At 65.7% G+C, this 23,125-nt stretch carries 21 protein-coding genes and 1 tRNA gene; 7 read left to right on the forward strand and 15 right to left on the reverse strand.

Annotated elements, in window-relative coordinates:
• The first annotated feature begins 4 nt into the window (after positions 1 to 4).
• From LB526_RS22930 to LB526_RS22940, 3 genes are all read left to right on the forward strand, one after another.
• A complete protein-coding gene (locus LB526_RS22930) occupies positions 5 to 2,158 on the forward strand; it encodes an indolepyruvate ferredoxin oxidoreductase subunit alpha (protein WP_224629922.1) in 2,154 nt (717 codons plus the stop codon).
• Positions 2,151 to 3,749 carry an indolepyruvate oxidoreductase subunit beta family protein gene (locus LB526_RS22935; RefSeq protein WP_224629923.1) on the forward strand — a complete coding sequence of 533 codons (1,599 nt, stop codon included), beginning with the start codon at positions 2,151 to 2,153 and terminating at the stop codon, positions 3,747 to 3,749. The genes LB526_RS22930 and LB526_RS22935 overlap by 8 nt, the downstream gene beginning before the upstream one ends.
• Positions 3,750 to 3,823: 74 nt before the next feature.
• The gene (locus LB526_RS22940) at positions 3,824 to 4,090 is read left to right on the forward strand and encodes a GCG_CRPN prefix-to-repeats domain-containing protein (RefSeq protein WP_224629924.1); all 267 of its coding nucleotides are present in this window, start codon (positions 3,824 to 3,826) and stop codon (positions 4,088 to 4,090) included.
• 346 nt (positions 4,091 to 4,436) lie between these two features.
• Here LB526_RS22940 and LB526_RS22945 read toward each other — a convergent pair whose 3' ends face one another.
• The 9 genes from LB526_RS22945 to LB526_RS22985 all read right to left on the reverse strand — a co-directional run bounded on the left by LB526_RS22945 (position 4,437) and on the right by LB526_RS22985 (position 11,561).
• Complete coding sequence (locus LB526_RS22945; RefSeq protein WP_224629925.1) at positions 4,437 to 5,675, reverse strand: DUF1501 domain-containing protein; 1,239 nt, start codon at positions 5,673 to 5,675, stop codon at positions 4,437 to 4,439.
• A 19-nt stretch (positions 5,676 to 5,694) separates the two neighbouring features.
• The gene (locus LB526_RS22950; RefSeq protein WP_224629926.1) at positions 5,695 to 7,182 is read right to left on the reverse strand and encodes a DUF1800 family protein; all 1,488 of its coding nucleotides are present in this window, start codon (positions 7,180 to 7,182) and stop codon (positions 5,695 to 5,697) included.
• A gap of 55 nt (positions 7,183 to 7,237) precedes the next feature.
• The gene (locus LB526_RS22955; RefSeq protein WP_095766014.1) at positions 7,238 to 7,525 is read right to left on the reverse strand and encodes a GCG_CRPN prefix-to-repeats domain-containing protein; all 288 of its coding nucleotides are present in this window, start codon (positions 7,523 to 7,525) and stop codon (positions 7,238 to 7,240) included.
• A 110-nt stretch (positions 7,526 to 7,635) separates the two neighbouring features.
• Entirely contained in the window at positions 7,636 to 8,079 is a 444-nt protein-coding gene (locus LB526_RS22960) for a periplasmic heavy metal sensor (protein WP_224629927.1), read from the reverse strand.
• Positions 8,076 to 8,525: a hypothetical protein gene (locus LB526_RS22965; protein ID WP_224629928.1), complete on the reverse strand. Its 450-nt coding sequence runs from the start codon at positions 8,523 to 8,525 to the stop codon at positions 8,076 to 8,078. Before LB526_RS22965 ends, LB526_RS22960 begins: the two co-directional genes overlap by 4 nt.
• A 74-nt stretch (positions 8,526 to 8,599) precedes the next feature.
• Positions 8,600 to 9,142, reverse strand: a complete 543-nt coding sequence (locus LB526_RS22970) for an RNA polymerase sigma factor (protein WP_224629929.1) — start codon at positions 9,140 to 9,142, stop codon at positions 8,600 to 8,602.
• A gap of 45 nt (positions 9,143 to 9,187) precedes the next feature.
• Complete coding sequence (locus LB526_RS22975; RefSeq protein WP_224629930.1) at positions 9,188 to 9,631, reverse strand: EF-hand domain-containing protein; 444 nt, start codon at positions 9,629 to 9,631, stop codon at positions 9,188 to 9,190.
• A gap of 154 nt (positions 9,632 to 9,785) precedes the next feature.
• Complete coding sequence (locus LB526_RS22980; RefSeq protein WP_095766010.1) at positions 9,786 to 9,974, reverse strand: YodC family protein; 189 nt, start codon at positions 9,972 to 9,974, stop codon at positions 9,786 to 9,788.
• A gap of 1,511 nt (positions 9,975 to 11,485) precedes the next feature.
• A tRNA-Thr gene (locus LB526_RS22985) sits at positions 11,486 to 11,561 on the reverse strand.
• Between the two features lie 337 nt (positions 11,562 to 11,898).
• On the opposite strand from LB526_RS22985, the gene LB526_RS22990 reads away from it, so the two are divergent.
• Positions 11,899 to 13,095 carry a hypothetical protein gene (locus LB526_RS22990; RefSeq protein ID WP_224629931.1) on the forward strand — a complete coding sequence of 399 codons (1,197 nt, stop codon included), beginning with the start codon at positions 11,899 to 11,901 and terminating at the stop codon, positions 13,093 to 13,095.
• A 165-nt stretch (positions 13,096 to 13,260) separates the two neighbouring features.
• On the opposite strand, the gene LB526_RS22995 is transcribed toward LB526_RS22990, so the two are convergent.
• Both LB526_RS22995 and LB526_RS23000 read right to left on the reverse strand, forming a co-directional pair.
• Positions 13,261 to 14,862 carry a cisplatin damage response ATP-dependent DNA ligase gene (locus LB526_RS22995; protein ID WP_224629932.1) on the reverse strand — a complete coding sequence of 534 codons (1,602 nt, stop codon included), beginning with the start codon at positions 14,860 to 14,862 and terminating at the stop codon, positions 13,261 to 13,263.
• A 235-nt stretch (positions 14,863 to 15,097) separates the two neighbouring features.
• The gene (locus LB526_RS23000) at positions 15,098 to 16,108 is read right to left on the reverse strand and encodes a ligase-associated DNA damage response exonuclease (protein ID WP_224629958.1); all 1,011 of its coding nucleotides are present in this window, start codon (positions 16,106 to 16,108) and stop codon (positions 15,098 to 15,100) included.
• A 110-nt stretch (positions 16,109 to 16,218) separates the two neighbouring features.
• On the opposite strand from LB526_RS23000, the gene LB526_RS23005 reads away from it, so the two are divergent.
• The 3 genes from LB526_RS23005 (at position 16,219) to LB526_RS23015 (ending at position 18,277) form a co-directional block, all read left to right on the forward strand.
• Positions 16,219 to 17,163: a class I SAM-dependent DNA methyltransferase gene (locus LB526_RS23005; RefSeq protein ID WP_224629933.1), complete on the forward strand. Its 945-nt coding sequence runs from the start codon at positions 16,219 to 16,221 to the stop codon at positions 17,161 to 17,163.
• A gap of 135 nt (positions 17,164 to 17,298) precedes the next feature.
• Positions 17,299 to 17,673 carry a hypothetical protein gene (locus tag LB526_RS23010; protein ID WP_140843790.1) on the forward strand — a complete coding sequence of 125 codons (375 nt, stop codon included), beginning with the start codon at positions 17,299 to 17,301 and terminating at the stop codon, positions 17,671 to 17,673.
• Between the two features lie 73 nt (positions 17,674 to 17,746).
• Positions 17,747 to 18,277, forward strand: coding sequence for an AAA family ATPase (locus tag LB526_RS23015; RefSeq protein ID WP_224629959.1), 531 nt, complete (start codon positions 17,747 to 17,749; stop codon positions 18,275 to 18,277).
• On the opposite strand, the gene LB526_RS23020 is transcribed toward LB526_RS23015, so the two are convergent.
• The 4 genes from LB526_RS23020 to LB526_RS23035 are packed head-to-tail and all read right to left on the reverse strand — an operon-like array spanning position 18,274 to position 23,114.
• Positions 18,274 to 19,215, reverse strand: a complete 942-nt coding sequence (locus tag LB526_RS23020; protein ID WP_224629934.1) for a 2-hydroxyacid dehydrogenase — start codon at positions 19,213 to 19,215, stop codon at positions 18,274 to 18,276. The two genes, LB526_RS23015 and LB526_RS23020, sit on opposite strands and share 4 nt — an antisense overlap.
• Positions 19,216 to 19,255: 40 nt before the next feature.
• Positions 19,256 to 20,884 carry an ABC transporter ATP-binding protein gene (locus tag LB526_RS23025; protein ID WP_224629935.1) on the reverse strand — a complete coding sequence of 543 codons (1,629 nt, stop codon included), beginning with the start codon at positions 20,882 to 20,884 and terminating at the stop codon, positions 19,256 to 19,258.
• Complete coding sequence (locus LB526_RS23030; RefSeq protein ID WP_224602820.1) at positions 20,881 to 22,020, reverse strand: ABC transporter permease; 1,140 nt, start codon at positions 22,018 to 22,020, stop codon at positions 20,881 to 20,883. The genes LB526_RS23025 and LB526_RS23030 overlap by 4 nt, the downstream gene beginning before the upstream one ends.
• Complete coding sequence (locus tag LB526_RS23035) at positions 22,020 to 23,114, reverse strand: microcin C ABC transporter permease YejB (RefSeq protein WP_140545611.1); 1,095 nt, start codon at positions 23,112 to 23,114, stop codon at positions 22,020 to 22,022. The genes LB526_RS23030 and LB526_RS23035 overlap by 1 nt, the downstream gene beginning before the upstream one ends.
• Between the last annotated feature and the right edge of the window lie 11 nt (positions 23,115 to 23,125).

Consider the following 23,125-nt stretch of genomic DNA (forward strand, 5'->3'; position numbering starts at 1 on the left):
GGAGATGGCCGAACGGTCTTTTGCCAAGGAAGTCGAAAAGCTGAGGCTTGGCGCCGGAGAGGAATTCGCCGGCGAGGGCATCCTCGCCATCACCAAGGCGCTCTTGCAGTGCGGCGTAGGCTATGTCGGCGGCTACCAGGGCGCGCCGATCAGCCATCTGATGGACGTGCTGGCCGACGCGCAGGATATCCTGGGCGAGCTAGGCGTGCATTTCGAGGCGAGCGCCTCCGAAGCGACAGCCACCGCCATGCTCGCCGCCTCCGTGCATTATCCGATCCGCGGTGCCGCCACCTTCAAGTCGACGGTCGGCACCAATGTCGCTTCCGACGCGCTGGCCAACCTCGCCTGCGGCGGCGTCACCGGCGGCGCGCTGATCATCGTCGGCGAGGACTATGGCGAGGGCTCCTCCATCATGCAGGAGCGCAGCCATGCCTTCGCCATGAAGAGCCAGGTCTGGCTGCTCGACCCGCGCCCGAACCTGCCGTCGATCGTCAAGGCGGTCGAGGACGGCTTCGAGCTGTCCGAGGCGTCGAATACGCCGGTGATGCTGCAGGTGCGCATCCGCTGCTGCCACGTCCACGGCCACTTCATCGCCAAGGACAACAAGCGCCCGCCAATGTCTGTCGCCGATGCGCTGTCTGCGCCGCGCCGCGACACCGGCCGCATCGTGCTGCCGCCCGCCTCCTTCCTGCATGAGAAGGAAAAGGTCGCCAAGCGCTGGCCGGCGGCTGTCGATTTCATCAAAAACCGCAAGATCAACGAGATCTTCGGCTCGGACCATGGCTCGGTCGGCATCGTCATGCAGGGCGGCATGTATAATTCCGTCATCCGGGCGCTGCAGCGGCTCGGCCTTGCCGACACCTATGGCGAGACCGACGTGCCGCTTTACGTGCTCAACGCCGTCTACCCCCTGGTCGACGATGAGTTTCTCGCCTTCTGCGAAGGCAAGCAGGCGGTGCTGGTCGTCGAGGAAGGCCAGCCCAATTATATCGAGCAGGCCTTTGCCGCGATGCTGCACAAGGCCGGGCGCGGCACCAGGCTGGTCGGCAAGGAACATCTGCCGATGGCCGGCGAATATACCGGGCAGGTCATGCTCGACGGCATCGGCTCCTTCCTGCGCGCCAACGCTCCGCATCTGCTGCCGGGCGAGGTGCGGGCGCCGAACAAGGCGGGCGAGGGCGTCGACACGGCCGACCTCATCAATGTCGTTCCCGGACGGCCTCCGGGCTTCTGCATCGGCTGTCCCGAGCGACCGATCTTCGCCGCGACGAAGCTGGTCGAGCAGGAGCTCGGCAAGCACCACATCGCCTCCGACATCGGCTGCCATCTGTTCTCGATCATGCCACCCTTCGAGCTCGGCGCCACCACCATGGGCTATGGGCTGGGGCCGGCCTCGGCTTCCGCCTTCAACTCACCTGATGCCAAGCGCCGCTCGATCTCCTTCGTCGGCGATGGCGGCTTCTGGCACAACGGCCTGACCTCCTCGATCGGCAATGCTGTCTTCAACAAGAATGACGGCGTCATCGTCATCGTCGACAATTTCTACTCCGCCGCCACCGGCGGCCAGGACATCCTGTCCTCGCGCGCAAACAACCGCACCAAGTCGACCAAGCATCCGATCGATGAAGCGGTGAAGGGCATGGGCGTCAAATGGCTGCGCCATATCGACCGCACCTATGATGTCGGCAAGATGCAAGCCGCGCTGCGCGAGGCGCTGACCACCGAGGAGAAGGGGCCGAAGGTCATCGTCGCCTCGTCGGAATGCATGCTCAACCGCCAGCGCCGCGAGAAGCCGCTGGTCGACAAGGCGATCAAGGGCGGCGAGCGCGTGGTCAAGCCGAAATTCGGCGTCGACGAGGACATCTGCACGGGCGACCATGCCTGCATGCGGCTGTCCGGCTGCCCGTCGCTGTCGGTGAAGTCGCTCGACGATCCGCTGCGCGACGATCCGGTCGCCTCGATCGACCAGAACTGTGTCGGTTGCGGCAATTGCGGCGAGGTGGCGGATGCGGCCGTGCTTTGCCCGTCCTTCTACCGCGCCGACGTCGTCCACAATCCAGGCCGATGGGACCGTTTCCTGGAAGGCGCGCGCCGCGCCGCGATCGGCCTTCTGCAGCGTCGCCGCGAGAGCCGCAGATTGACGTTCGCCGATGCTTGATCAGGCTTCTCCCCTGCGCCCCAAGGCGGGCGCCTCTGACGACGAGCGGGTGATAAAACTCGCCGTGCTCGCGGTCGGCGGCCAGGGCGGCGGTGTGCTCGCCGACTGGATCACCGACGTCGCCGAGCGCAACGGCTATATCGCCCAATCGACCTCCGTGGCCGGCGTCGCGCAGCGCACCGGCGCCACGATCTATTACATCGAGATGGCCCGCGACACCGGCCGGCTGCCGGTTTTCGCGCTGTCGCCCTCGCAGGGCGATGTCGACATATTGATCGCCGCCGAGCTGATGGAAGCCGGCCGCGCCATCATCCGCGGTTTCGTCACGCCCGAACGTACGACGCTGATCACGTCCTCGCACCGCATCGCCGCCGTCTCGGAAAAGATCGAGCCGGGCGACGGCCGCGCCTCGTCGGAAAAGGTCCACGCGACGGCGCAAGCGGCGGCCAGGCGCTTCATCGCCTTCGACATGGAAAAGATCGCCGCGGACAACGGCACCATGATCTCGGCCAGCCTGCTTGGCGCGCTGGCCGGCTCCGACGCGCTGCCCTTCACCCGCGAAACTTACGAGCAGGCGATCGGCGCCGGCGGCCGTGGCGTCAAGCCGAGCCTCGCCGCCTTCGGCGCGGCCTACGAGCGCGCGCGCGGGATCGCGGCAGCGCCGGCCGGGGAAAAGGCGGCGGCGGAACCCGCCGTTGCCCAGCCCAGGCCAACGGCGAGGGTCAGCGGACCGGAAACCCTGCTCAAGGGCTGGCAGGCGCTTGCCGCTCGCGTCGCGTCGCTTCCCGAGCCCGTGCGCGACATGGCCGAGCTCGGGCTGAAGAAGGTCGTCGACTACCAGGACATCGCCTATGGCGGCGAGTATCTCGACCGGCTGGACAGAGCGGTGGCGCTGGACAATGCGGAGCGCGGCTACGCGCTGTCGATCGCCGCGGCAAAGCATCTCGCCAACGCCATGTGCTATGACGACATGATCCGCGTCGCCGATTTGAAGACGCGCTCGACCCGAGACAAGCGGGTGCGCAAGGAGGTTGGCGTGAAGGAAGGCTCGGTCCTGCAGGTCACCGAATATTTCCATCCACGCATCGAGGAATTCTGCGGCACGCTGCCGGCAGGGCTCGGAAGCTACATCGACAACCGGCCCAAGCTCGCCGCTTTCCTCGACCGCCGCATCAATCGCGGCCGCCATATCCGCACCGACAGTTTCACCGGCTTCGCCATGCTCTGGTTCATCGGCGGCCTGCGCCGCTGGCGCCGCCGCCTGCTGCGCCACAAGGTAGAGCTCGAGCATCTTGAGCGTTGGTATAGCCTGGCGCTTAGCCACGCGCGCCAGGACTACGCTTTGGCCACCGAGGTCCTGAATTGCCGCCGGCTGATCAAGGGTTACAGCGACACCCATGCCCGCGCCCAGTCGAAGTTCGACCGCGTGCTCTCGGCGCTGCCGACGCTCGAGGGCAGGGAGGACGCCGCCGACTGGATCCGCCGCCTGCGCGAGGCGGCGCTGAAGGACGAGAAAGGCGACATGCTGGACGGCGCGCTGAAGACCGTAGCGACGCTCAACGAAGGCGCTACCCCGCTAACGAAGACGTGATCCGCACCGCTCCGACGGAATTCGGCCCTGTCCTCCGTTTCACGGAGGTAGGGACAAATTTACGGAGACAACGCATGTTCGCAAAATACTTTCTGCCTCTCGCCATGGCTGCCGGCACGTTGATGCTGTCCAGTGTCGGCTCGCAGGCCATGCCGATGGCCAGGCCCGATGCTGCGCCGCTGCCCATCGAAAGCGTCGGCTGGCGCTGCGGTCCCGGCTGGCACGTGAACCGCTGGGGCAATTGCGTGCCCAACGGCCGCCGGTTCATCCGGCCCGTGCGCCATTGGCATCCCGGCTTCTGGGCGCATCACCGCTGGCACCCCGGCTATTGGAGCCGGTGACCGCTCTCGGATCGCCGTTGATGCCCGCGCTGGCAACGGCGCGGGCGGTTTGGCTAAGGTCCCACGCACAGGTTCGAAACCTCCGCGCCAGCGTTGGTGATTGGCCGAGGCTCCTCAGCCTCGTCATCCACGGGCGGAGCAAGGAGCGAAGCGACGCAGCGCAGACCCGAGGATCCATTCCGTGACGTTCAGGCGTTGCCACGGTTCAGAATTCTGCTCCGCAGCACCCACGATCAAAGTCACGGAATGGATCCTCGGGTCTCCGCGTCCGCTTCGCTCCCGCTCCGCCCGTGGATGACGAACTGACTGGCGCCGCCAGCCTATCGCTGACCGGCAAACTCACGGCTCACGCCACCAGATCCCGCATCGGCTTCACCGCCGCCGACTCCGGAAACACCTTGTCGCAAAGCACTGCCGCCGACAGCCCGAACTGGTCGGCCAGAAGCCCCTTCAGCACCGCACGCACATCGCTGGTTGGCGCCAGGTCGCGCTGTTCATAGAGCTGCGCCGGCTTCAGTCCCGGCCAGTCGGCGATGACGCGGCCGCCCTTGACCGCGCCGCCGGCGAGCAGCACCACCGTGCCGGTGCCATGGTCGGTGCCGACAGTGCCGTTGATGCGCGCCGTGCGGCCGAACTCGGTGATGGCGACGACCGCCGTGTCCTGCCAACGCTCGCCGAGCCCTTTCTCCAACTCCTCGAAGGCGCCGTCCAAGCCGCCGAGCAGATTGGCGAGCCGCCCTGTGGCGCCGCCTTCGTTGACATGGGTGTCCCAGCCGTCGAAGGCGAGCGCCGCGATGCGCGGCCCGTCGTCGGCGGCCATCAGCCGCGCCGCGCCTTGCGCCGATTGCCGCATGCCGGCGGCGTTGTCGAGGCCGCCCTTAGGCTTCATCGTCGTGCCGTCGAGCTGGTCGCCCAGCGCCATGCGGTCGGCGTCGAGCCCTTTCTGAAGCGCGGCCGCCAGCACCGGATCGCGATGGTTGTAGAGATCGAGCACACGCTCCGCCAGCGCATCGCCGGGCGTCGGCAGCGCCTGCGGTGCCCAGCCGAGCACGGGCGCGGCGCCACGGATCACCAGCGGCGTCGACGGCCCGACCGCCAGCCCGCCGAGCCTCGCCACGCGCTCGCCCGCCGGCAGGCTGGCTAAAGCCCGGTTGAGCCAGCCGGTGGTGGCGTTGCCGGGGCCCGGCAGGCCGCTTTCCAGCACGTCCTGGCCATCGAAATGCGAGCGGTCGCGGTAGCCGGTCGCGGCCGCGTGCACGACCGCCGCCTGGCCCGCCTTGAACAGGCGCGCAAACACCGGCATTGCCGGGTTGACGGCGAAGAAACCGTCAAGCGGCAATGCCGGGTTGGCGCCTGAGAGCGAAAGCGCGATGTCGCCATGCAGGCCGGCATAGTTTGGATCGCCAACCGGCCCGACGGTCGACAGCCCGTCCAGCGCGCCGCGCAGCACGACGACGATCAGGCGCGGGTCGCGCTTGTCGGCTGCGCGCGCGAAGCGCGGCAGATAGGCCCAGGCAAACAGCGCGCCGCCGGTCATCAGCACCGCGCGCCGGGAGAGGCTGGGGGTTCCGCAAAGAAGGCTCATGGCCGCATCTCCATCACTGTTACCGGCGCTGGAATTCCGGCGCCATCAGCAGCAGCGCCAGGCCTTGCTGCCTGGACTCCGCGCGCGAAATCGCCTGCCGCGTCTCGGCCGAGACGGATGTGCCGATCAGCGACGCGAGCATCTCGTCGGGATCGCCGATATCGTCCGCCTGCTTCGCCGCCTGCCACGCAATGTCCAGCCGCGTCTTGAGGCCCTCGGCGGAAACCCATGCGTCCGTCCGGTCGGGAAAGCCGTTCGGCCCCGGCGGTCGCCACAGCGGTTCGCCGAGCACGCTCAGCCAGCGAAGCGATCGTTGCGGTTCGTTGCCGGCGGTAGCGCCGACCGCCCGCCGCAGCGCCACGACATAGTCCAACGGCGAGCGCAGCTTCGTGAGCGGCGTCGACCAGGCTTCCGGCATGTCGACCAGCGTCAACGCGATCGCGCGCAGGTCGCCGTCGGTCTTGGTGAAGATCGTGGCCAGGCGGGCGATCGCCGCCGGCGGTGGATCGTCCGCGATGAAATGGCGGGCAAGCTTGGTGGCGATGTGCCGCGCGGTGGCCGGGTGACGGGCAATGTCGTTGAGCGCGGCCTCCGCCTGGCCCATGCCGCCATCGGGATAGGTCTTGCCGAGCAGCACCGCCTTGCCCGGCTGATGCGCATTGGCGTTGAAGACGAAGCTTCCCGGCTCGCCCAGCCGCCCCTCGCGGCCGGCCATCGTCCAGCCGGTCAGCATGTTCGCGAAACTGGTGACGTCGGCCTGGGCATAGCCGCTGTCGACGCCCATCGTGTGCAATTCCAGGATCTCGCGGGCGAGGTTCTCGTTGAGGCCGCGTCCGCGCCGCTTGCCGGCGCGGGAATCGGGGCCGATGGACTGCCGGTTGTCGAGATAGAACAGCATGGCCGGATGGTGCTCGACGGCCAAAAGCATATCGGCGAAGCGGCCGAGCACGAAGGGCCGGATCGCCTCGCGCTCGAAGGCGCCGGCGCAGGCCCGCACGACCGGCGCTTTGGCGACGGAGACGCAGAAATGGTTCGACCAGAAGCCGACCAGGCGCTCCACGAAGCCAGGCGTCGCAGTGAGCGCCTTGTCGAACCGGGCCTGCGCCTCGTCGCGATAGATATCGGCCTCGACACGCGGCACCGCGGGTTTGGCTTTTGCCACGGCCGGGCCGGCTGGATCATCCGCCGCCATCGGCTGCATGACAGCCGCCGCCCTCTCGGCCCGCGCCGCCTTGCGCTCCATGGCTGCCGCCATGCTGGCCTGGATCGCCGCGGTGCTGTCCAGCAGCCCGGCATTCCGTGGGTCGTCGGGGGAAATGAGCGCGATGTCCTGCTGCTTGAGCTCGGCCTCGAGGTAGCCGCGCGGATCGGCGGCGATCTTGCCAAACTCGTCGCCGGGTTTCGCGCCGAGGCCGAAGCGGTTGAGCGCCACCAGGGCGGGGTCCGGCGAGACGGAATTTGCAAACGGTGCGGCCAACGAAGCCTCCGTTGAAGCCGTCGGTTTCATGGATCATCGGGGATCCTCACGATGACGGCCACAGCACCGGCATCGCGAAGGGTTGTTACCAGCGGCGCCAGTGGTGCCAGCGATGGTAGGGATGCCAGACGGGGCCGATATAGACGCGCGGTCCGCCCCAGTAGTAATAGCCAGGATAGATCACGCGGCGATTGGGCACGCAGCGGCCCCAGTGGTTGGGATGCCAGCCTGGACCGCAGCCCCAGGCGACGTGCTCTATCATTGCGGGCGCCGGCGCAACAGGTGCGATCGGCATCGCTGAGGCGGCGCTTGCGGCGGCCGTTCCGCCGAGGGCGAGCGCAGCCGCGATCGAATATTTTGCCAGACTGTTCATGCGATACTCCCGAGAGTTTCGAGGTTGAAGAGAACCTGCCGCCGCCAAAGGCGGTCGCAGGCCTGTCCCTCTTCCCTTGAACGGGGCGTGCTCGCCGTTTCCGTCGCCGCCTATGGCGATTTTTTTGCAGGCGGCGGCTGCCGGCCGGCGCGTCGCAACAAGGCGTCCGCCAGCAGCCGGCGGTCCTCCGGCGAGCCCGATGCGGCGAATTCGATGATGCGTTGCTCGATCCGGGTGCGCACGGTGACATCGGCATTGCGCGCGCGCTCCAGGGCGGCGGCAAGCGCGTTGGTGTCGAGAGCCGGCTGTTGCAGAAGGTTTGCCGCCTCACGCCGCGCGGCTTGGCCGTCGAGGATCACGTCGCGCGACTGCCGGCGAACGTCGCGCAACGCTTGGCGGAAGACCTTGCGGTCGGCGGCAGGCAACCTACCGCCAGCCGATTCCAGCGAATAGCCCGGATTGGACTTGCCGATCAGCCAGCCGGCGCCGCCGGCCACCGCGCCGATCAGAAAAACATTCAGCACCAGCGATGCCGCGACAAGACGGGGGCTCATAGGTTTTCCTCGTAAGGATCGGCGTCGGGGCCGGCATCGCCGAACGACGTCGCATTGGCATCCATCACATAATGGTCGGGCTGCATATCCGGGCTGACGACGGCCACCAGCGCCAGCCCGGCCACGGCGCCGGCCAGGCCGACACCCGCAAGCCCGAAGCCCAGCCACCAGAACCGTCGGCGGCGGCTCTGCCTGACCTCGGCCGCTGCCCGGACGACAATGGTGCGATGGAGCGCCGGGCTGGGTGCGTCGACCCGATGTCGGTCGAGCATGGCGTCGAGCCTGCCGGCGCGCGCCAGGATAGCGCGGCCCTCGTTGGTGTCGGCAAACAGCATCGCGGCCGCCTGATCGGCCGGCGGCCAGCGGTGCAAGGCGCTGCCATAGGCATCCGCCAGCGCGGCGAAGCGCTTGGCATCTATCGGGCCTTCCGTTCTCTTCTCAGCCATCCCGTTCCCCCTTCCGCCGTTCCGACGTGGCCCCCCACGTCCTTGCCCGCAACGCCGGCAATGCCTTTGCTGTCTCAGTCATTGCCATCGTCTCCAATGAGCATGGCCTGCAAAGCGCGCCGGCCGCGCGCGAGCAGGCTTTCCAGCGCATCGACGCTGACTTGCATGGCGCTGGCGGCCTCGATGTTGGACAGCTCCTGATAATAGACCAGCACGATCGCCTCGCGTTGGCGCGGCGCGATGCGCTGCAGTGCTTGGTTGACCCTGCGCTCGTCGTCGTCAGGCATTGCATCGGGAAGCGGCGTTTCATCGGCCACCTCCGGCAGCTCGTCCGTCGTCCATTCGCGCCGGCGCCGCAGCCGGTCGTAGCAGAGGTTGAGCGCGACGCGGTGGACCCAGGTGTCGAAGCGTGCGTGCCCCTGGCGCCAGCCCGAGGCATGGCGCCAGATGCGCACGAAAGTCTCCTGGGCGACGTCCTCTGCTTCCGCCGGGTCGCCAAGCATCCTGGCGGCCAGGGCCAGGATGCGCGGCAGCTTGCGCGCCACCATCACCTGCACCGCGGCGGTGTCGCCGGTGCCGATGCGGCGTACCAGTTCCTCGTCCGGATCGGCGCCCATCACGTCGGGCGCTCGCGGCTGTCATCGTGCGGCATAGCCTCTTGGTCATTGCTCCTGATTGGGAGCGGTTTTATGGCCCGGCCTCTCGTCGGCGCCGAGCACGCCGTCGCTATTCTTGTCGAGCCTGGCGAAGCGCTCGGCGAGAAAGGCGTCGAGCTCGCCCCTGTCGACGAAACCGTCCTTGTTGGCGTCGATGCGCGCGAAGGATTTGGCCGGATCGCCCTTGGCCTTGCGCGCGGTCTGGAAAGCGGTCCATTCGGCGAGGCTGACCTTGCCGTCATTGTCTGTGTCGGCCCGCATGAACGCCCTTTCCCGGCGCGCCTCGAACTTTTCCAGCGTCAGGCCGGATTTGGGTTGGTCAGACTTGGCGGCCGGAGCCGGGCTGCTCGGCGCCGTCTGGGCCGGGGCAGGGGGCGGCGTCGTTGTCTGGGCGACCGCGGCCGCGGTCTGCAGGCCAAGGGCAACGACGAATATGGTGGGGCGGATCATGCTCTCGTCTCCGGTTGGGCGCGGCCATTGGCGGCCACGCTTCAGCCGTTGAACGCGAGACAGAGCAAAATCCGTCGGTCTTTTTCGACCGGACACCAACCTACCGGATCCGGCGCAGCCGGATCGAAGGATTGCTAAGCACAGGAGGCGACGGCTATCTCGGCTGGTCGACCGCCACCAACTGGTCCTGCTTGAAACCTGCATGTTGCGGCGTCCAGACGTCGCCCTCGCGGTTGAACCAGTGGCACAGATACGTGCCGGAAGCCGCCCCGTCGCTGACAGTCATTTCGGGGCCTCCGGACTTCAGCCTGACGACGTCTCCGGTCTTGAAACTATTGGGCATTTCGACCTCCCATGCTGACAAAGGGAGTTTCCCACCAACAGCTGTTCCCGACAATGGCCGAGATGCGCCGATCACGTGGTGCAGGGGGAAGGCGTGAGAATGATGCCGCTTGTGAAACACGCCAGGTAGCACCGTGGGCGTGGCCAGATCATGTCGAGGCTTTGGAGCCGAAGCGAGCGACCCGGTCGCTCCTTGGGTTCAATCGGTGTCGCGCCGTGGGGCCGGCGGCTGTGCCGATTGGCTGTCTTCTGTGGCCGGGCGGACGGTCATGGACCTTTCATCGGGCCACAATGCCTGTGCCTTCATCACCGCCGCCAAAAGATTGTCTGCTTCAACGCTTCCGATTTCAGTTAGAAGCTGTCTGCTGCCCCCTGCTCTGAAACCGACGTGATAGACCGTCCAACTCCTCATTGCATTTCCGGCAGATTGCGTCACGGCACGGGCACGCGGATGGAAGCCCGGCTCGCTTTTGTGGTTAGGATTTTGAGATCCGCAAGCCGGGCATGCACCGACCGATAGGGCGGGGGGCTTGGGGTTATCAGCCGGTGCGATCGCGAGACTGTCTGATTTGCCCGCCAGCCCACAATCGACCGAGGTCCATCCTGCCGAACGCATTGGTCCGAAAGGACCAAAGATATAGCCCCTTATTCCGTTGGGGCAGGTTGCCTGCGCCGGTGACTTTTTGTCATCCGCCGATGGCCCATGGTTCACGGCAGACCGCTCAAGCGCTCGGCCTCCGCTAATGCGCCTGGGCAGAGATGGCGGGGACCGGCGAATCGCGGGACGTGAACCGCTGGACCTCACAGGCCCAGCATTTCGCCGGAGCCTGTGAGGAAGATCCGCCCTAGCCCCCGTTAGCAGGTGCCGGTGCCGGTTTGGCGGGAGCGGCGGGCTTGGAGACGGACGGTGCGGACGGCGCCTCAACCTTGGGCGTGTTCACGCTAACGTTCACATCCTTACCTCCGCCCCCATTTATGTTTATCACCCCCGTGAAGAATAGTAGGGCAACAACTGCGATGATGCCAAGGATTATCGCAACGGCTGTTCCGCCACCACCAGAGTTTACGACTGTAGGGCCGTCAGACATGGCTTTTCTCCTTTTCTTGAGTTCTCACACGGAAGAAAAGAGAACTTTGTGGTATTTGTTCCGCACTCGGGCCACAGTCTTAAAGTACATACGACCGAAGTCCATTGACTGGAATGCCCAGACGGTTGTCGCCGAGCTGTAACAGAATGAAAAAACCCGCCGGCCGAAGCCAGCGGGTGAAGGTGGTTGGGCTCGGCCCCGCCAGGACCGAGCGCCCTATCATGTGCACACGGCCGAACTGGTCGCGCCTACAAATGTTAGGGCTAAAGGAAATTCCGAAGCACGGTCTAGGCGAGCAGGGAGAAAGTTAGCTGATCAGACGGTGAAGTTCGCGGTCGCTCAGGTCTACAGCCTTCGGCATCAGGTGTTTCTGTGCGGTTTCTGTACAAATCCGGCGAGGCGATCGGCTAAGTTATTGGAATTTTGGTGCCGCTTGCGTGACTCGAACACGCGACCCCATCATTACGAATGATGTGCTCTACCAACTGAGCTAAAGCGGCCCGGGAAGCGCTGAGCTTCCAGAATGGGCTGGGTGATAGACTCAACCGCTCGCTAATTCAAGATGGGCAGCGGTGAATTCCGGCCTCGCCGGCGGCAATTCCGATCTACGGTTACCGCGCGACGGGCGCCGGCGCGGCCCGCGGCGGCGTGCGGGTAAGCGGTCCTTCGCATCCGGCTGGCCGGCGCGGCTGCAGCCGCGGTGACGAAAAATGTTGATTCTTCAACAAAAAATGCCGAAATGGCTTTGGCCGGCAAGGCGGCCGCTCGCCGTTGATCGATTGGTCGTCTGCGGCCGACGACCAGACAACCGGGAGCGAACGCGCAGAGGGAGCTCGCTTGGACCCCATCGAGAAAGCGATCCGCAATGCCTTCGAGAAAGGCAATGCCGAGGACCGGGCGTTCCGCGAGAGGGTCTATCGATCCGCTTTTGCCGCGCTCGACCGCGTCCTGCAGGCCAATCCGAACGTCACGGTTGAGGCCGCCATCGGTCGCCGCAAGGCAGTCCAGGCCAAGATCACCGAGATCGAATCGGAGTTCCTGCCGGCCGTGCCAGAGGTGACGCTGCCGCCGGAAAACGTAGCGCCCACCGGCAATGGCGCACCGGACCCCCGCGTCGAAGCGCCGTCCGAATCGGCCGCGCCGTCTGTCGACGCGCCGCTGCCGCCGTCGCAAACCGCGCCCTCGCCCTCGATCACCGTCGACGGCCCGGTCCAGCCCGATGCTTCGGACCGGCCGCGTGCGCGTGTGCTGCCGCGCGTGCCCGACATCATGCCGGATGAGACAGCGCTTCCCGATGCGCCCTCGCTCGATGATTCGCCGGGTGCTCCCGTCGGCAACGGCGCGCAGGTCGCGCCCGACCGTGACGAGCGGCGCATCAGGGGCCGGCGCTTGCCGCTCACCGCGATCTTCGTCGTCGCGACATTGCTCGCGGCCGCCGGCATCGGCCTCTACTTCGCCAAGCAGACCGGTGTCTTCAAGACGGCGGCCGAGCTCAACACCGGCCCGCCGGAGCCGGCGCCGGCGCTGGACGACGAGGACTCCTCGCAGCCGACCGAGCCAGGCTCGCCGCAGAAACCGGGCGAAGCCGACCAGTCGAAGAACTGGATCAACGTCTTCTCGCCCGCCGACCCGACCCATGTCAGCGCGCCGTCCGACGCCGCCGCCGAGGTGATGAAGGACGACACCGGCCAGTTCCTGCGCATCCGCTCGGGCGCGTCCGGTTCGGCCATCGCCTTCGATGTCGGTCAGGGCGTGCTGGAGAAGCTTGCGGGCAAGCATGCCATGTTCGACATCGTCGCGCGTTCGGAAGAAGGCAAGGAGACGCAGATCTCGATCGACTGCAATTTCGGCGATCTCGGCGATTGCGGCCGCAAGCGCTACGCGGTCGGCCACGAGCGCAACGAATATCTGTTCGACGTGCAGTTCCCGAACAAGCATCCGGGCGCCGCCGGCACGATCGCCGTCAATTCCGATTTCGACCAGAAGGGCAAGTCGGTGGATATCTACGAGATACGCGTCTCGATAGCGCAGTGATCGCGCCGCTCTATCCGCCAACGCAGGCGCTGCACCCCACCCGCGCCTTCGGCGCGACCTCCCCATCAAGGGGAGGTAGAAGGTCGCGCCACCCCCTGCCTCCCTTTTTTGATGGGGAAGGTCGGTGCGAAGTGACGGGTGGGGTGAAGCGCCGGCGCTGGTCTATTAACGATCCAGCAATGCCTGCAGCGTCTCGATTCGGTCGGCCTCCGCCGCCGGCTTGTCCCAACGCAGCCGTGAGATGCGGGGAAAGCGCATCGCGACGCCCGATTTGTGGCGGGTCGAGCGGTTGAGGCCTTCGAACGCCACCTCCAGCACCAGGCCGTTCCTGCGGTCGGCGCGCACCGAGCGCACGGGCCCGAAACGCTCGATCGTGTTATCGCGCACATATTTGTCGATTTCTCTCAGCTCCTCGTCGGTGAAGCCGAAATAGGCCTTGCCGACCGGCACCAGCTCTTCTGAGCCCTCCGGACCGGACCAGACGCCGAATGTGTAGTCGGAATAGAAGCTGGAACGCTTGCCATGACCGCGCTGCGCATACATCAGCACCGCGTCGATGGTGTGCGGGTCGCGCTTCCACTTGAACCACGGGCCCTTCGGCCGGCCGGCGAGATAGGGCGAATCCCAGCGCTTCAGCATCACCCCTTCGATGATCGGATGCGGTGGCGCCTGGCGCAGCCGCTCCAGCATCTCCCAGTCGGAAAACGCGACCAGCGGCGAGAGATCGAAACGGCTCGGGTCGAGGGTTTTGACGAAAGCCTCGAGTCGCTTGCGGCGCTCGGCGAAGGGCAGCGCGCGCAGGTCCTCGCCGTCGATCTGCAGCGCGTCGTAGCAGCGCATGAAGGCCGGATATTGCTGCTGGATCTTTGGCGACACGCTCTTGCGGTTCAGCCGCTGCTGCAGGTCGGAGAACGTTCCGGTCGCCTCACGCGGGTCGCCGACCAGCAATTCGCCGTCGAGCGCCGCCTCGAAATTCATGGCGGCGGCAAGGTCCGGGAAGGCGCCGGACACGTCGTCGCCGGTGCGCGAATAAAGCCGGCGCACACCGCCTTCGCACACCGCCTGCACGCGTATACCGTCCCACTTCCATTCCGCCGCATAATCGGCCGGGTCGAGCTTTTCGAGGTCGCTGTCGTCGACGGCATTGGACAGCATCACCGGACGGAACAGCGCCAGCGCGGCGCTCGTTGGCTTTTCCGCCCGGCCCTCGAGCCAAGCGAACAGCTCGGTGTAAGGCGGCGCCAGCCCATGCCAGAGCTCCTCGATCTCAGCGACGTCGACTTGGCCAAGGTCGGCCAGCGCCTGCTTGGCGAGCCGCGCCGACACGCCGATGCGCAAGCCCCCGGTGACCAGCTTGATGATGGCGAAGCGCGCTGAGATGCTGGCGTCGTCGAGCAGCCGTGACAGAACCTTCGGCCCGTCGGAGCGGCTTGCCGCCTGCAGTCTGGCTACCACCTCGGCAAGCGTCGGCACATGATTGGGGATGTGCCCTTGTGGTTGCGGCCAGACCAGCGACACCGTCTCGGCGAGATCGCCGACATAGTCGTAGGAATAGCCGAACAGCACCGGGTCCATGCGCTCGACCACCAGCGCGCGCAGCATCGCCGGCTTCACCGCCGCGATCGAGAGATCGCCGGTGATGGCGGCGAGCGCCAGACCGCGATCGGGATCCTCGACGCTGCGGAAATAGTCGGTCAGCAGCGTCAGCTTGCCGTTGCGCGACGGCGTCAGCACGAGACGGTCGAGGAGCTCGGCGAAGCGGTTCATGGGCGGCACGCCAATGACGAAGGCCGGCGCGAGGCACCCCCCTCTGTCCTGCCGGACATCTCCCCCGCAAGGGGGGAGATTGGCAGTTTCGGCCTTGCCGCCCATCCTGCAACGTCGATGATTGGCGAAGGCCGTCGCGACATCCGATCTCCCCCCTTGCGGGGGAGATGGCCGGCAGGCCAGAGGGGGGTGTGAAGGATCGCGGCGTTGCCAATTCCCGCATCAAGAATCGCCATCAATCGCCCTCATCCTCATACCCTACGAGATGCAGCGGCCGCGCCGCGATGCCCTCCAGCTCGCACCAGCGCACCAGCGCCTCCTCGCGGCCATGCGTGACCCAGATTTCCTCCGCGCCGGTTTCCCTGATCGTGATGATCAGCTCGTCCCAATCGGCATGGTCGGAAATGATCAGCGGCAGCTCGACGCCGCCTTGCTTGGCGCGCTGGCGGATGCGCATCCAGCCCGAGGCGAAGCAGGAGATCGGGTCGGGAAAACGCCGCGCCCAGCGGTCGGCGAAGGCCGACGGCGGGCCGACGACGATCGCGCCGGCGAAGTCGGCCTTGCCGCGGCTTTCCACCGTCCCCGGCTCGAGCTTGCCGAGATCGATGCCTTGGCTCTGATAATATTCGCTGAGCTTCGCCAGCGCGCCATGGATATAGATCGGCCTGTCGTAGCCGGCGTCGCGCAACAGCCGCATCACGCGCTGCGCCTTGCCGAGCGCATAGGCGCCGATCAGATGCGAGCGTTCGGGAAATTGCGCCGCCGATTTGAGCACACGCGCGATCTCGTCCTGGTCCGGCGGATGGCGAAACACCGGCAGGCCGAAGGTTGCTTCGGTGATGAAGACATCGCATCGGATAGGCTCGAATGGCAGGCAGGTGGCGTCCTTCTGACGCTTGTAGTCGCCGGAGGCGACGATGCGCATGCCCGCATGCTGGACGCAGATCTGCGCCGAGCCCAACACATGCCCCGCCGGATGGAAGGTCACGGCGACGCCGTTGATGTCGATTGTCTGGCCGAAAGCGGCCGCCTGCGTGGTTCCGGCGAAATCCTCGCCATAACGCAGCCCCATGATGTCGAGCGTCTCTTGCGTGGCCAGCACCGAGCGGTGGCCGGAGCGCGCATGGTCGGAATGGCCATGCGTGATCAGCGCCCGCCCGACCGGCCGTACCGGATCGATGAAGAAATCGCCGGGCGGGCAGTAGAGGCCCTCCGGCCGGGGCTTGAGCAGGTCGCTGGCGCGCATGGCTTTGAACATAGTGGCTAAATTTGCCTCGGGAAGCCTGTTGCAAGAGACTGCTGACTCGTCCTACAGCCCCTTGCCGGCTCCGCCTCGCCGGTGGGATTTTTCAAAAGATGAAACCGCTCCAGGCCTCCTCGGGCGATTTGAACGCCGATCGTCGCGCCGATTTCGCCGAGACGCTGCTCGCCTCGGGCGAGCTGGCGCAGGCGGCCGAGCTTCTGCTTGGCGCGCTGGAGCTGGCGCCGCAATGGGCGGCGGGCTGGTTTCGCCTCGGCGAGATGCAGGAGGCGGCAGGCCTGCTCGACCAAGCCGCGCAGGCCTGGGCCATGGCGCTGAAGCTCGAGCCCGCGGACCGCCTTGGCGCCGCGCTGAAGCTTCAACTGATCGGCAAGGCGCCCGCCGCCGAGGCGCCGCCCAGCGCCTTTGTCGAGACCTTGTTCGATCACTACGCCGACAGTTTCGAGGACTCGCTTGTCGGGAAGCTCGGTTATGGGCTGCCGGATTTTCTCTGGCGCGCCATAAGCAAGGCACGGCCCGGCCGGTTCCGGCTGGCCCTCGACTTCGGCTGCGGCACCGGCCTGATGGGCGAGAGGCTGCGCCCGTTCGCCGACCGGCTGGAGGGCTACGACATCTCGGCCGGCATGCTGAGGAAGGCGAAGGCCAAGGGCATCTACGACCGGCTGGCCAAGGCCGACCTCCAGCATTTCTCTTACACAGGCGCCAAGGCCGACCTCGTGGTCGCGGCCGACGTGTTCATCTATCTGGGCGCGCTCGAACGCATTGTCGGTGCGGTCGCGAACATGCTTGCCGATGGCGGCCTGTTCGCCTTTTCGCTCGAGACGCTTGCGGGCGACGGCGATTTCGCCCTTTTGCCGTCGCGGCGTTATGCCCATTCCGAGGCCTATGCGCGGCTATTGCTCGCGGCAAACGGCCTTGCGGTCCTGTCGCTGGAAAGCACGGTTATCCGGCACGACCGGCGGGATCCGGTCGAGGGCCTGGCCATTGTGGCTGGGTTTCCCGCTGCAGCCGCCGAGCTGGGGAATCCGGCAACGGCATGAGGTCGACCTTGCTGCGAAAAAGCCCGAATGGCATGGTCCCGGTTGCGCGGGGCGGATACCGAGTCTTTGTTTTTGCGCAATTCCGGACGGAAAACCACGAGGCACTTTTCCTGGAATTGCCCTAGGGAGATATCCATGCGCTGGACCATGGTTGCGTTGGCGTCTTGCCTGACGGTCTCCGGCTGTGTCGGCGGCACGTCGATGGCCGAGCGTCAGGACGAGGATGTCCAATCCTCATTGCAATATGACGATGTGCCTTGCGACCAGTTGCTGGCGCAGCGCAATCAGCTGGCGCGGCAGAACAATCTGCCCGTCACTGCCAAGCCGGGCTTCTCCAATCCGGCCATGGGCTTCGGCCCGTTCATGCCGGATATGCGCTCCAAGGCGCAGCGCGCCAGCAACAAGGCGAGCGGCGAGATCGACGCCATGAACCGCTCGATCGAACGCCGCGACTGCGGCAAGCCGAAGAAGAAGGAGACGCTTGGGCTGCCCGGCTCGAAACCTTCCTGAGCGTTCGATTCGATATTCCGTTTGACGCTCGGCTGGACCGACGAGCGTTTGACCGCGCTTGAAAGACCGCCCGATGAACCTCTCAGACCTCGGCGACCGCATCTGCATCCTGGGCCCGTCCAATAGCGGCAAGTCCACCCTTGCCGACGCGATAGCGCGCAAGCGCGGCCTGGAACCCGTTCACCTCGATCAGCTCTTTCATCTGCCCAATACGGATTGGGAGCAGCGCCCGAGGGCCGAATTCATTGCCCTGCACGATGCCGCGATAGCCGGCGAGCGCTGGGTGACGGACGGGAACTATTCGGTTTGCATGCCGCAGCGACTTCGGCGGGCGACAGGCTTGATTCTGCTGGATATCTCCACGGCCGCGAGTCTTCTGCGCTATTTAAGGCGAACGCTGTTCGAGAAGGACAGGCTCGGTGCTCTGGAAGGCGGGCGCGACAGCATCAAATGGGACATGATCCACCACATCGCCGTCATCACGCCGCGAAACCGCAGGAAATACCGGGCGATGTTCGACGCGCTCGATCTGCCGAAGCTGCAGCTGTCTTCGCTGCGGGCGATCAAGCAGCGCTTCCGCGACTGGGGTCTGACTCCCGATTAATACCCCGCCTCGCGGTCAACCAGGTTCTCGAGCTTCTCGCCGCGCTCGAAGGCGGCAATCTGGCGAAGCATGATCGGCACCAGATGCGCCGGGTCCGACGTCGCCGCCGCATGCGGCGTGACGAACACTTTCGGATGGCTCCACAGCGGGCTGGTCTTCGGCAGCGGTTCGACCTCGAACACGTCGAGGCTCGCTTCCTTCAGCGTGCCGTCGTCCAGCGCGCGCAAAATGTCGGCGTCCTTCTGCAGCCGTCCGCGCCCGGCATTGATCAGCACGGCGCCGCCGAGCCCGTTGCGCCGGCGCAGTTCCTTGAGCAGTCCGTAATTGACGATGCCCTGGGTCTGCGGCGTGAGCGGCAAGAGCACAACCAGGATGTCAGTGGCATTGAGGAAGGGGATCAGCCCCGCCTCGCCGGCATAGGTCGAAACGCCCTTCATCCCCCGCTCGCTGCGCGACCATCCGTTGACGGCGAAGCCGAGCGACAACAACGCCGAAGCCGCGGCGCGGCCAAGACTGCCAAGCCCCATGATGCCGACGGAGACGTCGCCCGCCACCCGTTGCGGCGGCTCGTGCCAGATCTTCTTTTGCTGCTGGGCCCGGTAAAGCGAGGCCTGCCGATGGTGGTCGAGCACGCGCCAGACGACATATTCGACCATGTGCTGGGTAAGATTGTCGGCGGCGATCTTGACGATCGGCACGTCGGGCAGGCCTGGATCGGCAAAGATGTGGTCGACGCCGGCGCCGATCGAGAAGATGGCGCGCAGATTGGGCAGCGACTTGAGAAGGTTGGGCTTCTGCTTCCACACCACCGCATAGGTGATCGAAGGATCGTCGGCGCCGTTCGGCTCCAGCACGACCTCGCGCTCGGCCGACAGCAGCTCGTGCCAGCGCTGCGGGTGGATGCCCGTGAGGGCAAGCAGGATTTTGCCTTTTTCCATTCTCGGATTTTTCTTCCCTGTTTCGCCGGTGCGGATCCGGCTACTCGCTGACCACGCCGGTCGGCGCGGTCTCGATCTTGAAGGCCGCCGCCATCAGCGCCCGCGTATAATCGGTTTGCGGGCTGCTGAAAATCTGCTCGGAAGGTCCCGCCTCGACGATCCGGCCATTGCGCATGACGATGACATCATTGGCAAGGGCGCGGACGACCTTGAGGTCGTGGCTGATGAAGAGGTAAGCGAGATTGTGCTTGGCCTGCAGGCTGCGCAAAAGGTCGACCACCTGCGCCTGCACGCTCATGTCGAGCGCGGAGGTCGGCTCGTCGAGCATGACGAAGCGCGGGTTGAGCACCATGGCGCGGGCGATGGCGACGCGCTGGCGTTGGCCGCCGGAGAATTCATGCGGATAGCGGTGGCGCGTTTCGGGATCGAGGCCGACCTCCTTCAGCACGGCGACCACCTTGTCGTCGCGCTGGTCGGCCGAGAGCTTCGGCTCGTGGATCTTCAGTCCTTCCTCGATGATCTCCGAGACCGACAGGCGCGGGCTGAGCGATCCGAACGGATCCTGGAAGACGATCTGCAATTCGCGCCGCAGCGGCCGCATGGCGCCGAAGGACAGCTGGTTGATGTCGCGTCCGTTGAAATTGATCGTACCGGTCGAGGAGATCATCCGCGCGAGCGCCAGCCCCAGCGTCGTCTTGCCCGAGCCGGATTCGCCGACGACGCCAAGGGTCTGGCCGGCCCGCACTGTGACGTCGATGCCGTCCACGGCCTTCACATGGTCGACCGTGGTCCGGAAGAAGCCCTTCTTGATCGGGAACCAGACCTTGATGTCCTTGCCGGTCATGACGGATTTGGCGCCCGGGTCGGTTGTGGGCGGCTTGCCCTTCGGCTCGGCCGCGAGCAGATGCTTTGTATAGTCATGTCGCGGATTGGCGAAGATTTCTCTGGTCGGGCCGCTCTCCACGATCTTGCCCTTGGTCATGACGCAGACGCGGTCGGCGATCCTGCGCACGATGCCGAGATCATGCGTGATGAACAGCAGCGACATGCCCTTGCGGGCTTTGAGCTCCGCCAGCAATTCCAGGATCTGCGCCTGCACGGTGACGTCGAGCGCGGTCGTCGGCTCGTCGGCGATCAGAAGCTCCGGCTCGTTGGCCAGAGCCATGGCGATCATGACGCGCTGGCGCTGGCCGCCGGAGAGCTGGTGCGGATAGGCGTCGAGGCGTTTCTGCGGATCGCGGATGCCGACTTCGGTGAGCAGTTCCAGCGTGCGGGTGCGCGCGGCTTGGTCACGCAGGCCCTGATGCAATTGCAGCACCTCGACGATCTGCTGCTCGATCGTGTGCAGCGGGTTGAGCGAGGTCATCGGCTCCTGGAAGATCATGGTGATCTTGTTGCCGCGCACGCCGCGCAACGCCTTCTCGTCCATGGCGAGCAGGTTGGCCCCACTGAACAGGATCCTGCCCGACGGATGGCTGGCGGCGGGATAGGGCAGGAGCTTCAGCACCGACAGCGCCGAGACCGATTTACCCGAGCCGGATTCGCCCACCAGGGCCAGCGTCTCGCCCTTGGCGATGTCGAATGAGATGTGATCGACGGCGATCGCCTGGTTGCCGCCTTGCGCGAAGGCGACGCTCAGGTCCTGGACGGAAAGCAGGGCTTGGCTCATTTGAACGTCTTGCGCGGATCGAAGGCGTCACGCGTCGCCTCGCCGATGAAGACCAGCAGGGACAGCATCAGCGAGATCACGATGAAGCCGGAGATGCCGAGCCAGGGGGCGTTGAGGTTGCGCTGCGCCTGTTTCAGCAATTCGCCGAGCGAGGCCGAGCCCGGCGGCAGGCCGAAGCCAAGATAGTCGAGCGAGGTCAGCGTCGAGATCGAGCCCGAGAGCAGGAAGGGCAGGAAGGTCAACGTCGCCACCATGGCATTCGGCAACAGGTGGCGGAACATGATGGTGAGGTTCGGCACGCCCAGCGCGCGCGCCGCGTTGACATATTCGAAGTTGCGCGCGCGCAGGAATTCGGCCCGCACCACGCCGACCAGCGCCACCCATGAAAACAGCAGCATCAGGCCGAGCAGGATGAAGAAGCCGGGCGGCAGGATGGCCGAGATGATGAGCAGCAGATAGAGAACCGGGATCGCCGACCAGATCTCGATGAAACGCTGGAAGAGAAGGTCGGTCCAGCCGCCGAAATAGCCTTGCACCGCGCCGGCCGCGACGCCGATCAGCGACGAGCCGAGCGTCAGGATCAGGCCGAACAGAACCGAGATGCGGAAGCCATAGAGCACCCGCGCCAGCACGTCGCGGGCCTGGTCGTCCGTGCCCAGCCAGTTCCAGTTGCCGACGGTGCAGTTGGCGTCGGCCTCGCCTTGCGGATACTGGCTGCAGCGCGTCTTCTTGTCGTAAAGCCAGGACGGCTTTGCCGGCGCCGGTTCCGGAATGGCGTTGTTGACCGTCTGATAGGAATAACGGACCGGCGGCCAGATCATCCAGCCATTGGAGTTGATCTCGTCCTGGATCACCGGATCGCGATAGTCGGTGACGGCGTAGAAACCGCCGAACTTCTCCTCCGGATAGGCGACCAGGACCGGAAACAGGATCTCGCCCTTGTAGGAGGCGACGATCGGCTTGTCGTTGGCGATCAGCTCTGAGAACAGCGACAGCACGAACAGGAACAGGAAGATCCAGAGCGACCAGTAGCCGCGCCGGTTGGCTTTGAAATTCTGCAGCCGCCGCTGGTTGAGCGGCGACAGAAATGGCCTGCGAGGCCGCGCCGGCGCGCTTTCGATCGCCGCCTCGGCCATCAGATGTCTCTCCGCTCGAAGTCGATGCGCGGATCGACCCAGGTGTAGATCAGGTCGGACAGAAGGCCGACGAACAGGCCAAGCAGCGAGAAGATGTAGAGGGTGGCGAACACCACCGGATAGTCGCGGTCGATCACTGACTTGAAGCCGAGCAGGCCGAGGCCGTCGAGCGAGAAGATGTTCTCGATCAGCAGCGAGCCGGTGAAGAAGGCCGAGATAAAGGCGCCGGGAAAACCGGCGATGACGATCAGCATGGCGTTGCGGAACACGTGGCCGTAGAGCACCTTGTGCTCCGACAGCCCCTTGGCGCGCGCCGTCACCACATATTGCTTGCGGATTTCTTCGAGGAAGGAGTTCTTGGTGAGCAGGGTGGTCGTCGCGAAAGCCGAGAGCACGAGCGCCGTCAGCGGCAGCGTCATGTGCCAGAAGTAATCGGCGATCTTGCCCGGCCAGGAGAGCTGATCCCAATTGTCCGAAACGATGCCGCGCAGCGGAAACCAGTCCCAGAACGAACCGCCTGCGAACAGCACCATGAGCATGATGCCGAACAGGAAGCCTGGAATGGCATAGCCGACGATGACGACGCCGCTGGTCCACACGTCGAAGGTCGAGCCGTCCTTCACCGCCTTGCGGATGCCGAGCGGGATCGAGATCAGGTAGGATAAAAGCGTGATCCAGAGGCCGATGGAGATGGAGACGGGCATCTTCTCCAGGATCAGGTTCAGCACCGAGATATCGCGGAAATAGCTGTCGCCGAAATCGAAGCGGATATAGTTCCACAGCATCATGCCGAAGCGCTCGAGCGGCGGCTTGTCGAAGCCGAACTGCTTTTCCAGCTTCTTGATGAATTCGGGATCGAGCCCCTGCGCGCCGCGATATTTCGAGCCGACATCACCGGCCACGTCGAAATTGCCGCCGCCGGCGTCGCCGCCACCGCTGCCGAGGCGGTCGTTGCCGCCCTGGTTGGTCAGCCGGGCGATCACCTGTTCGACCGGCCCGCCCGGGGCGAACTGGATGACCGCGAAGGAGATCGCCATGATGCCGAACAGCGTCGGGATCATCAGAAGAATGCGGCGCAGGATATAGGCGCCCATCAGGCGACGGG

It is taken from the genome of Mesorhizobium sp. CA6, assembly GCF_020165035.1.
GTDB lineage: Bacteria > Pseudomonadota > Alphaproteobacteria > Rhizobiales > Rhizobiaceae > Mesorhizobium.

What these genes read in the sequence shown, in the direction of transcription:
- LB526_RS22930 (WP_224629922.1), top strand. Translation starts at nt 5, where the DNA reads ATGGCCGAACGGTCTTTTGCCAAGGAAGTCGAAAAGCTGAGGCTTGGC.
- LB526_RS22935 (WP_224629923.1), top strand. Translation starts at nt 2,151, where the DNA reads ATGCTTGATCAGGCTTCTCCCCTGCGCCCCAAGGCGGGCGCCTCTGAC.
- LB526_RS22940 (WP_224629924.1), top strand. Translation starts at nt 3,824, where the DNA reads ATGTTCGCAAAATACTTTCTGCCTCTCGCCATGGCTGCCGGCACGTTG.
- LB526_RS22945 (WP_224629925.1), bottom strand. Translation starts at nt 5,675, where the DNA reads ATGAGCCTTCTTTGCGGAACCCCCAGCCTCTCCCGGCGCGCGGTGCTG.
- LB526_RS22950 (WP_224629926.1), bottom strand. Translation starts at nt 7,182, where the DNA reads ATGAAACCGACGGCTTCAACGGAGGCTTCGTTGGCCGCACCGTTTGCA.
- LB526_RS22955 (WP_095766014.1), bottom strand. Translation starts at nt 7,525, where the DNA reads ATGAACAGTCTGGCAAAATATTCGATCGCGGCTGCGCTCGCCCTCGGC.
- LB526_RS22960 (WP_224629927.1), bottom strand. Translation starts at nt 8,079, where the DNA reads ATGAGCCCCCGTCTTGTCGCGGCATCGCTGGTGCTGAATGTTTTTCTG.
- LB526_RS22965 (WP_224629928.1), bottom strand. Translation starts at nt 8,525, where the DNA reads ATGGCTGAGAAGAGAACGGAAGGCCCGATAGATGCCAAGCGCTTCGCC.
- LB526_RS22970 (WP_224629929.1), bottom strand. Translation starts at nt 9,142, where the DNA reads ATGGGCGCCGATCCGGACGAGGAACTGGTACGCCGCATCGGCACCGGC.
- LB526_RS22975 (WP_224629930.1), bottom strand. Translation starts at nt 9,631, where the DNA reads ATGATCCGCCCCACCATATTCGTCGTTGCCCTTGGCCTGCAGACCGCG.
- LB526_RS22980 (WP_095766010.1), bottom strand. Translation starts at nt 9,974, where the DNA reads ATGCCCAATAGTTTCAAGACCGGAGACGTCGTCAGGCTGAAGTCCGGA.
- LB526_RS22995 (WP_224629932.1), bottom strand. Translation starts at nt 14,862, where the DNA reads ATGAACCGCTTCGCCGAGCTCCTCGACCGTCTCGTGCTGACGCCGTCG.
- LB526_RS23000 (WP_224629958.1), bottom strand. Translation starts at nt 16,108, where the DNA reads ATGCGCGCCAGCGACCTGCTCAAGCCCCGGCCGGAGGGCCTCTACTGC.
- LB526_RS23005 (WP_224629933.1), top strand. Translation starts at nt 16,219, where the DNA reads ATGAAACCGCTCCAGGCCTCCTCGGGCGATTTGAACGCCGATCGTCGC.
- LB526_RS23010 (WP_140843790.1), top strand. Translation starts at nt 17,299, where the DNA reads ATGCGCTGGACCATGGTTGCGTTGGCGTCTTGCCTGACGGTCTCCGGC.
- LB526_RS23015 (WP_224629959.1), top strand. Translation starts at nt 17,747, where the DNA reads ATGAACCTCTCAGACCTCGGCGACCGCATCTGCATCCTGGGCCCGTCC.
- LB526_RS23020 (WP_224629934.1), bottom strand. Translation starts at nt 19,215, where the DNA reads ATGGAAAAAGGCAAAATCCTGCTTGCCCTCACGGGCATCCACCCGCAG.
- LB526_RS23025 (WP_224629935.1), bottom strand. Translation starts at nt 20,884, where the DNA reads ATGAGCCAAGCCCTGCTTTCCGTCCAGGACCTGAGCGTCGCCTTCGCG.
- LB526_RS23030 (WP_224602820.1), bottom strand. Translation starts at nt 22,020, where the DNA reads ATGGCCGAGGCGGCGATCGAAAGCGCGCCGGCGCGGCCTCGCAGGCCA.
- LB526_RS23035 (WP_140545611.1), bottom strand. Translation starts at nt 23,114, where the DNA reads ATGGGCGCCTATATCCTGCGCCGCATTCTTCTGATGATCCCGACGCTG.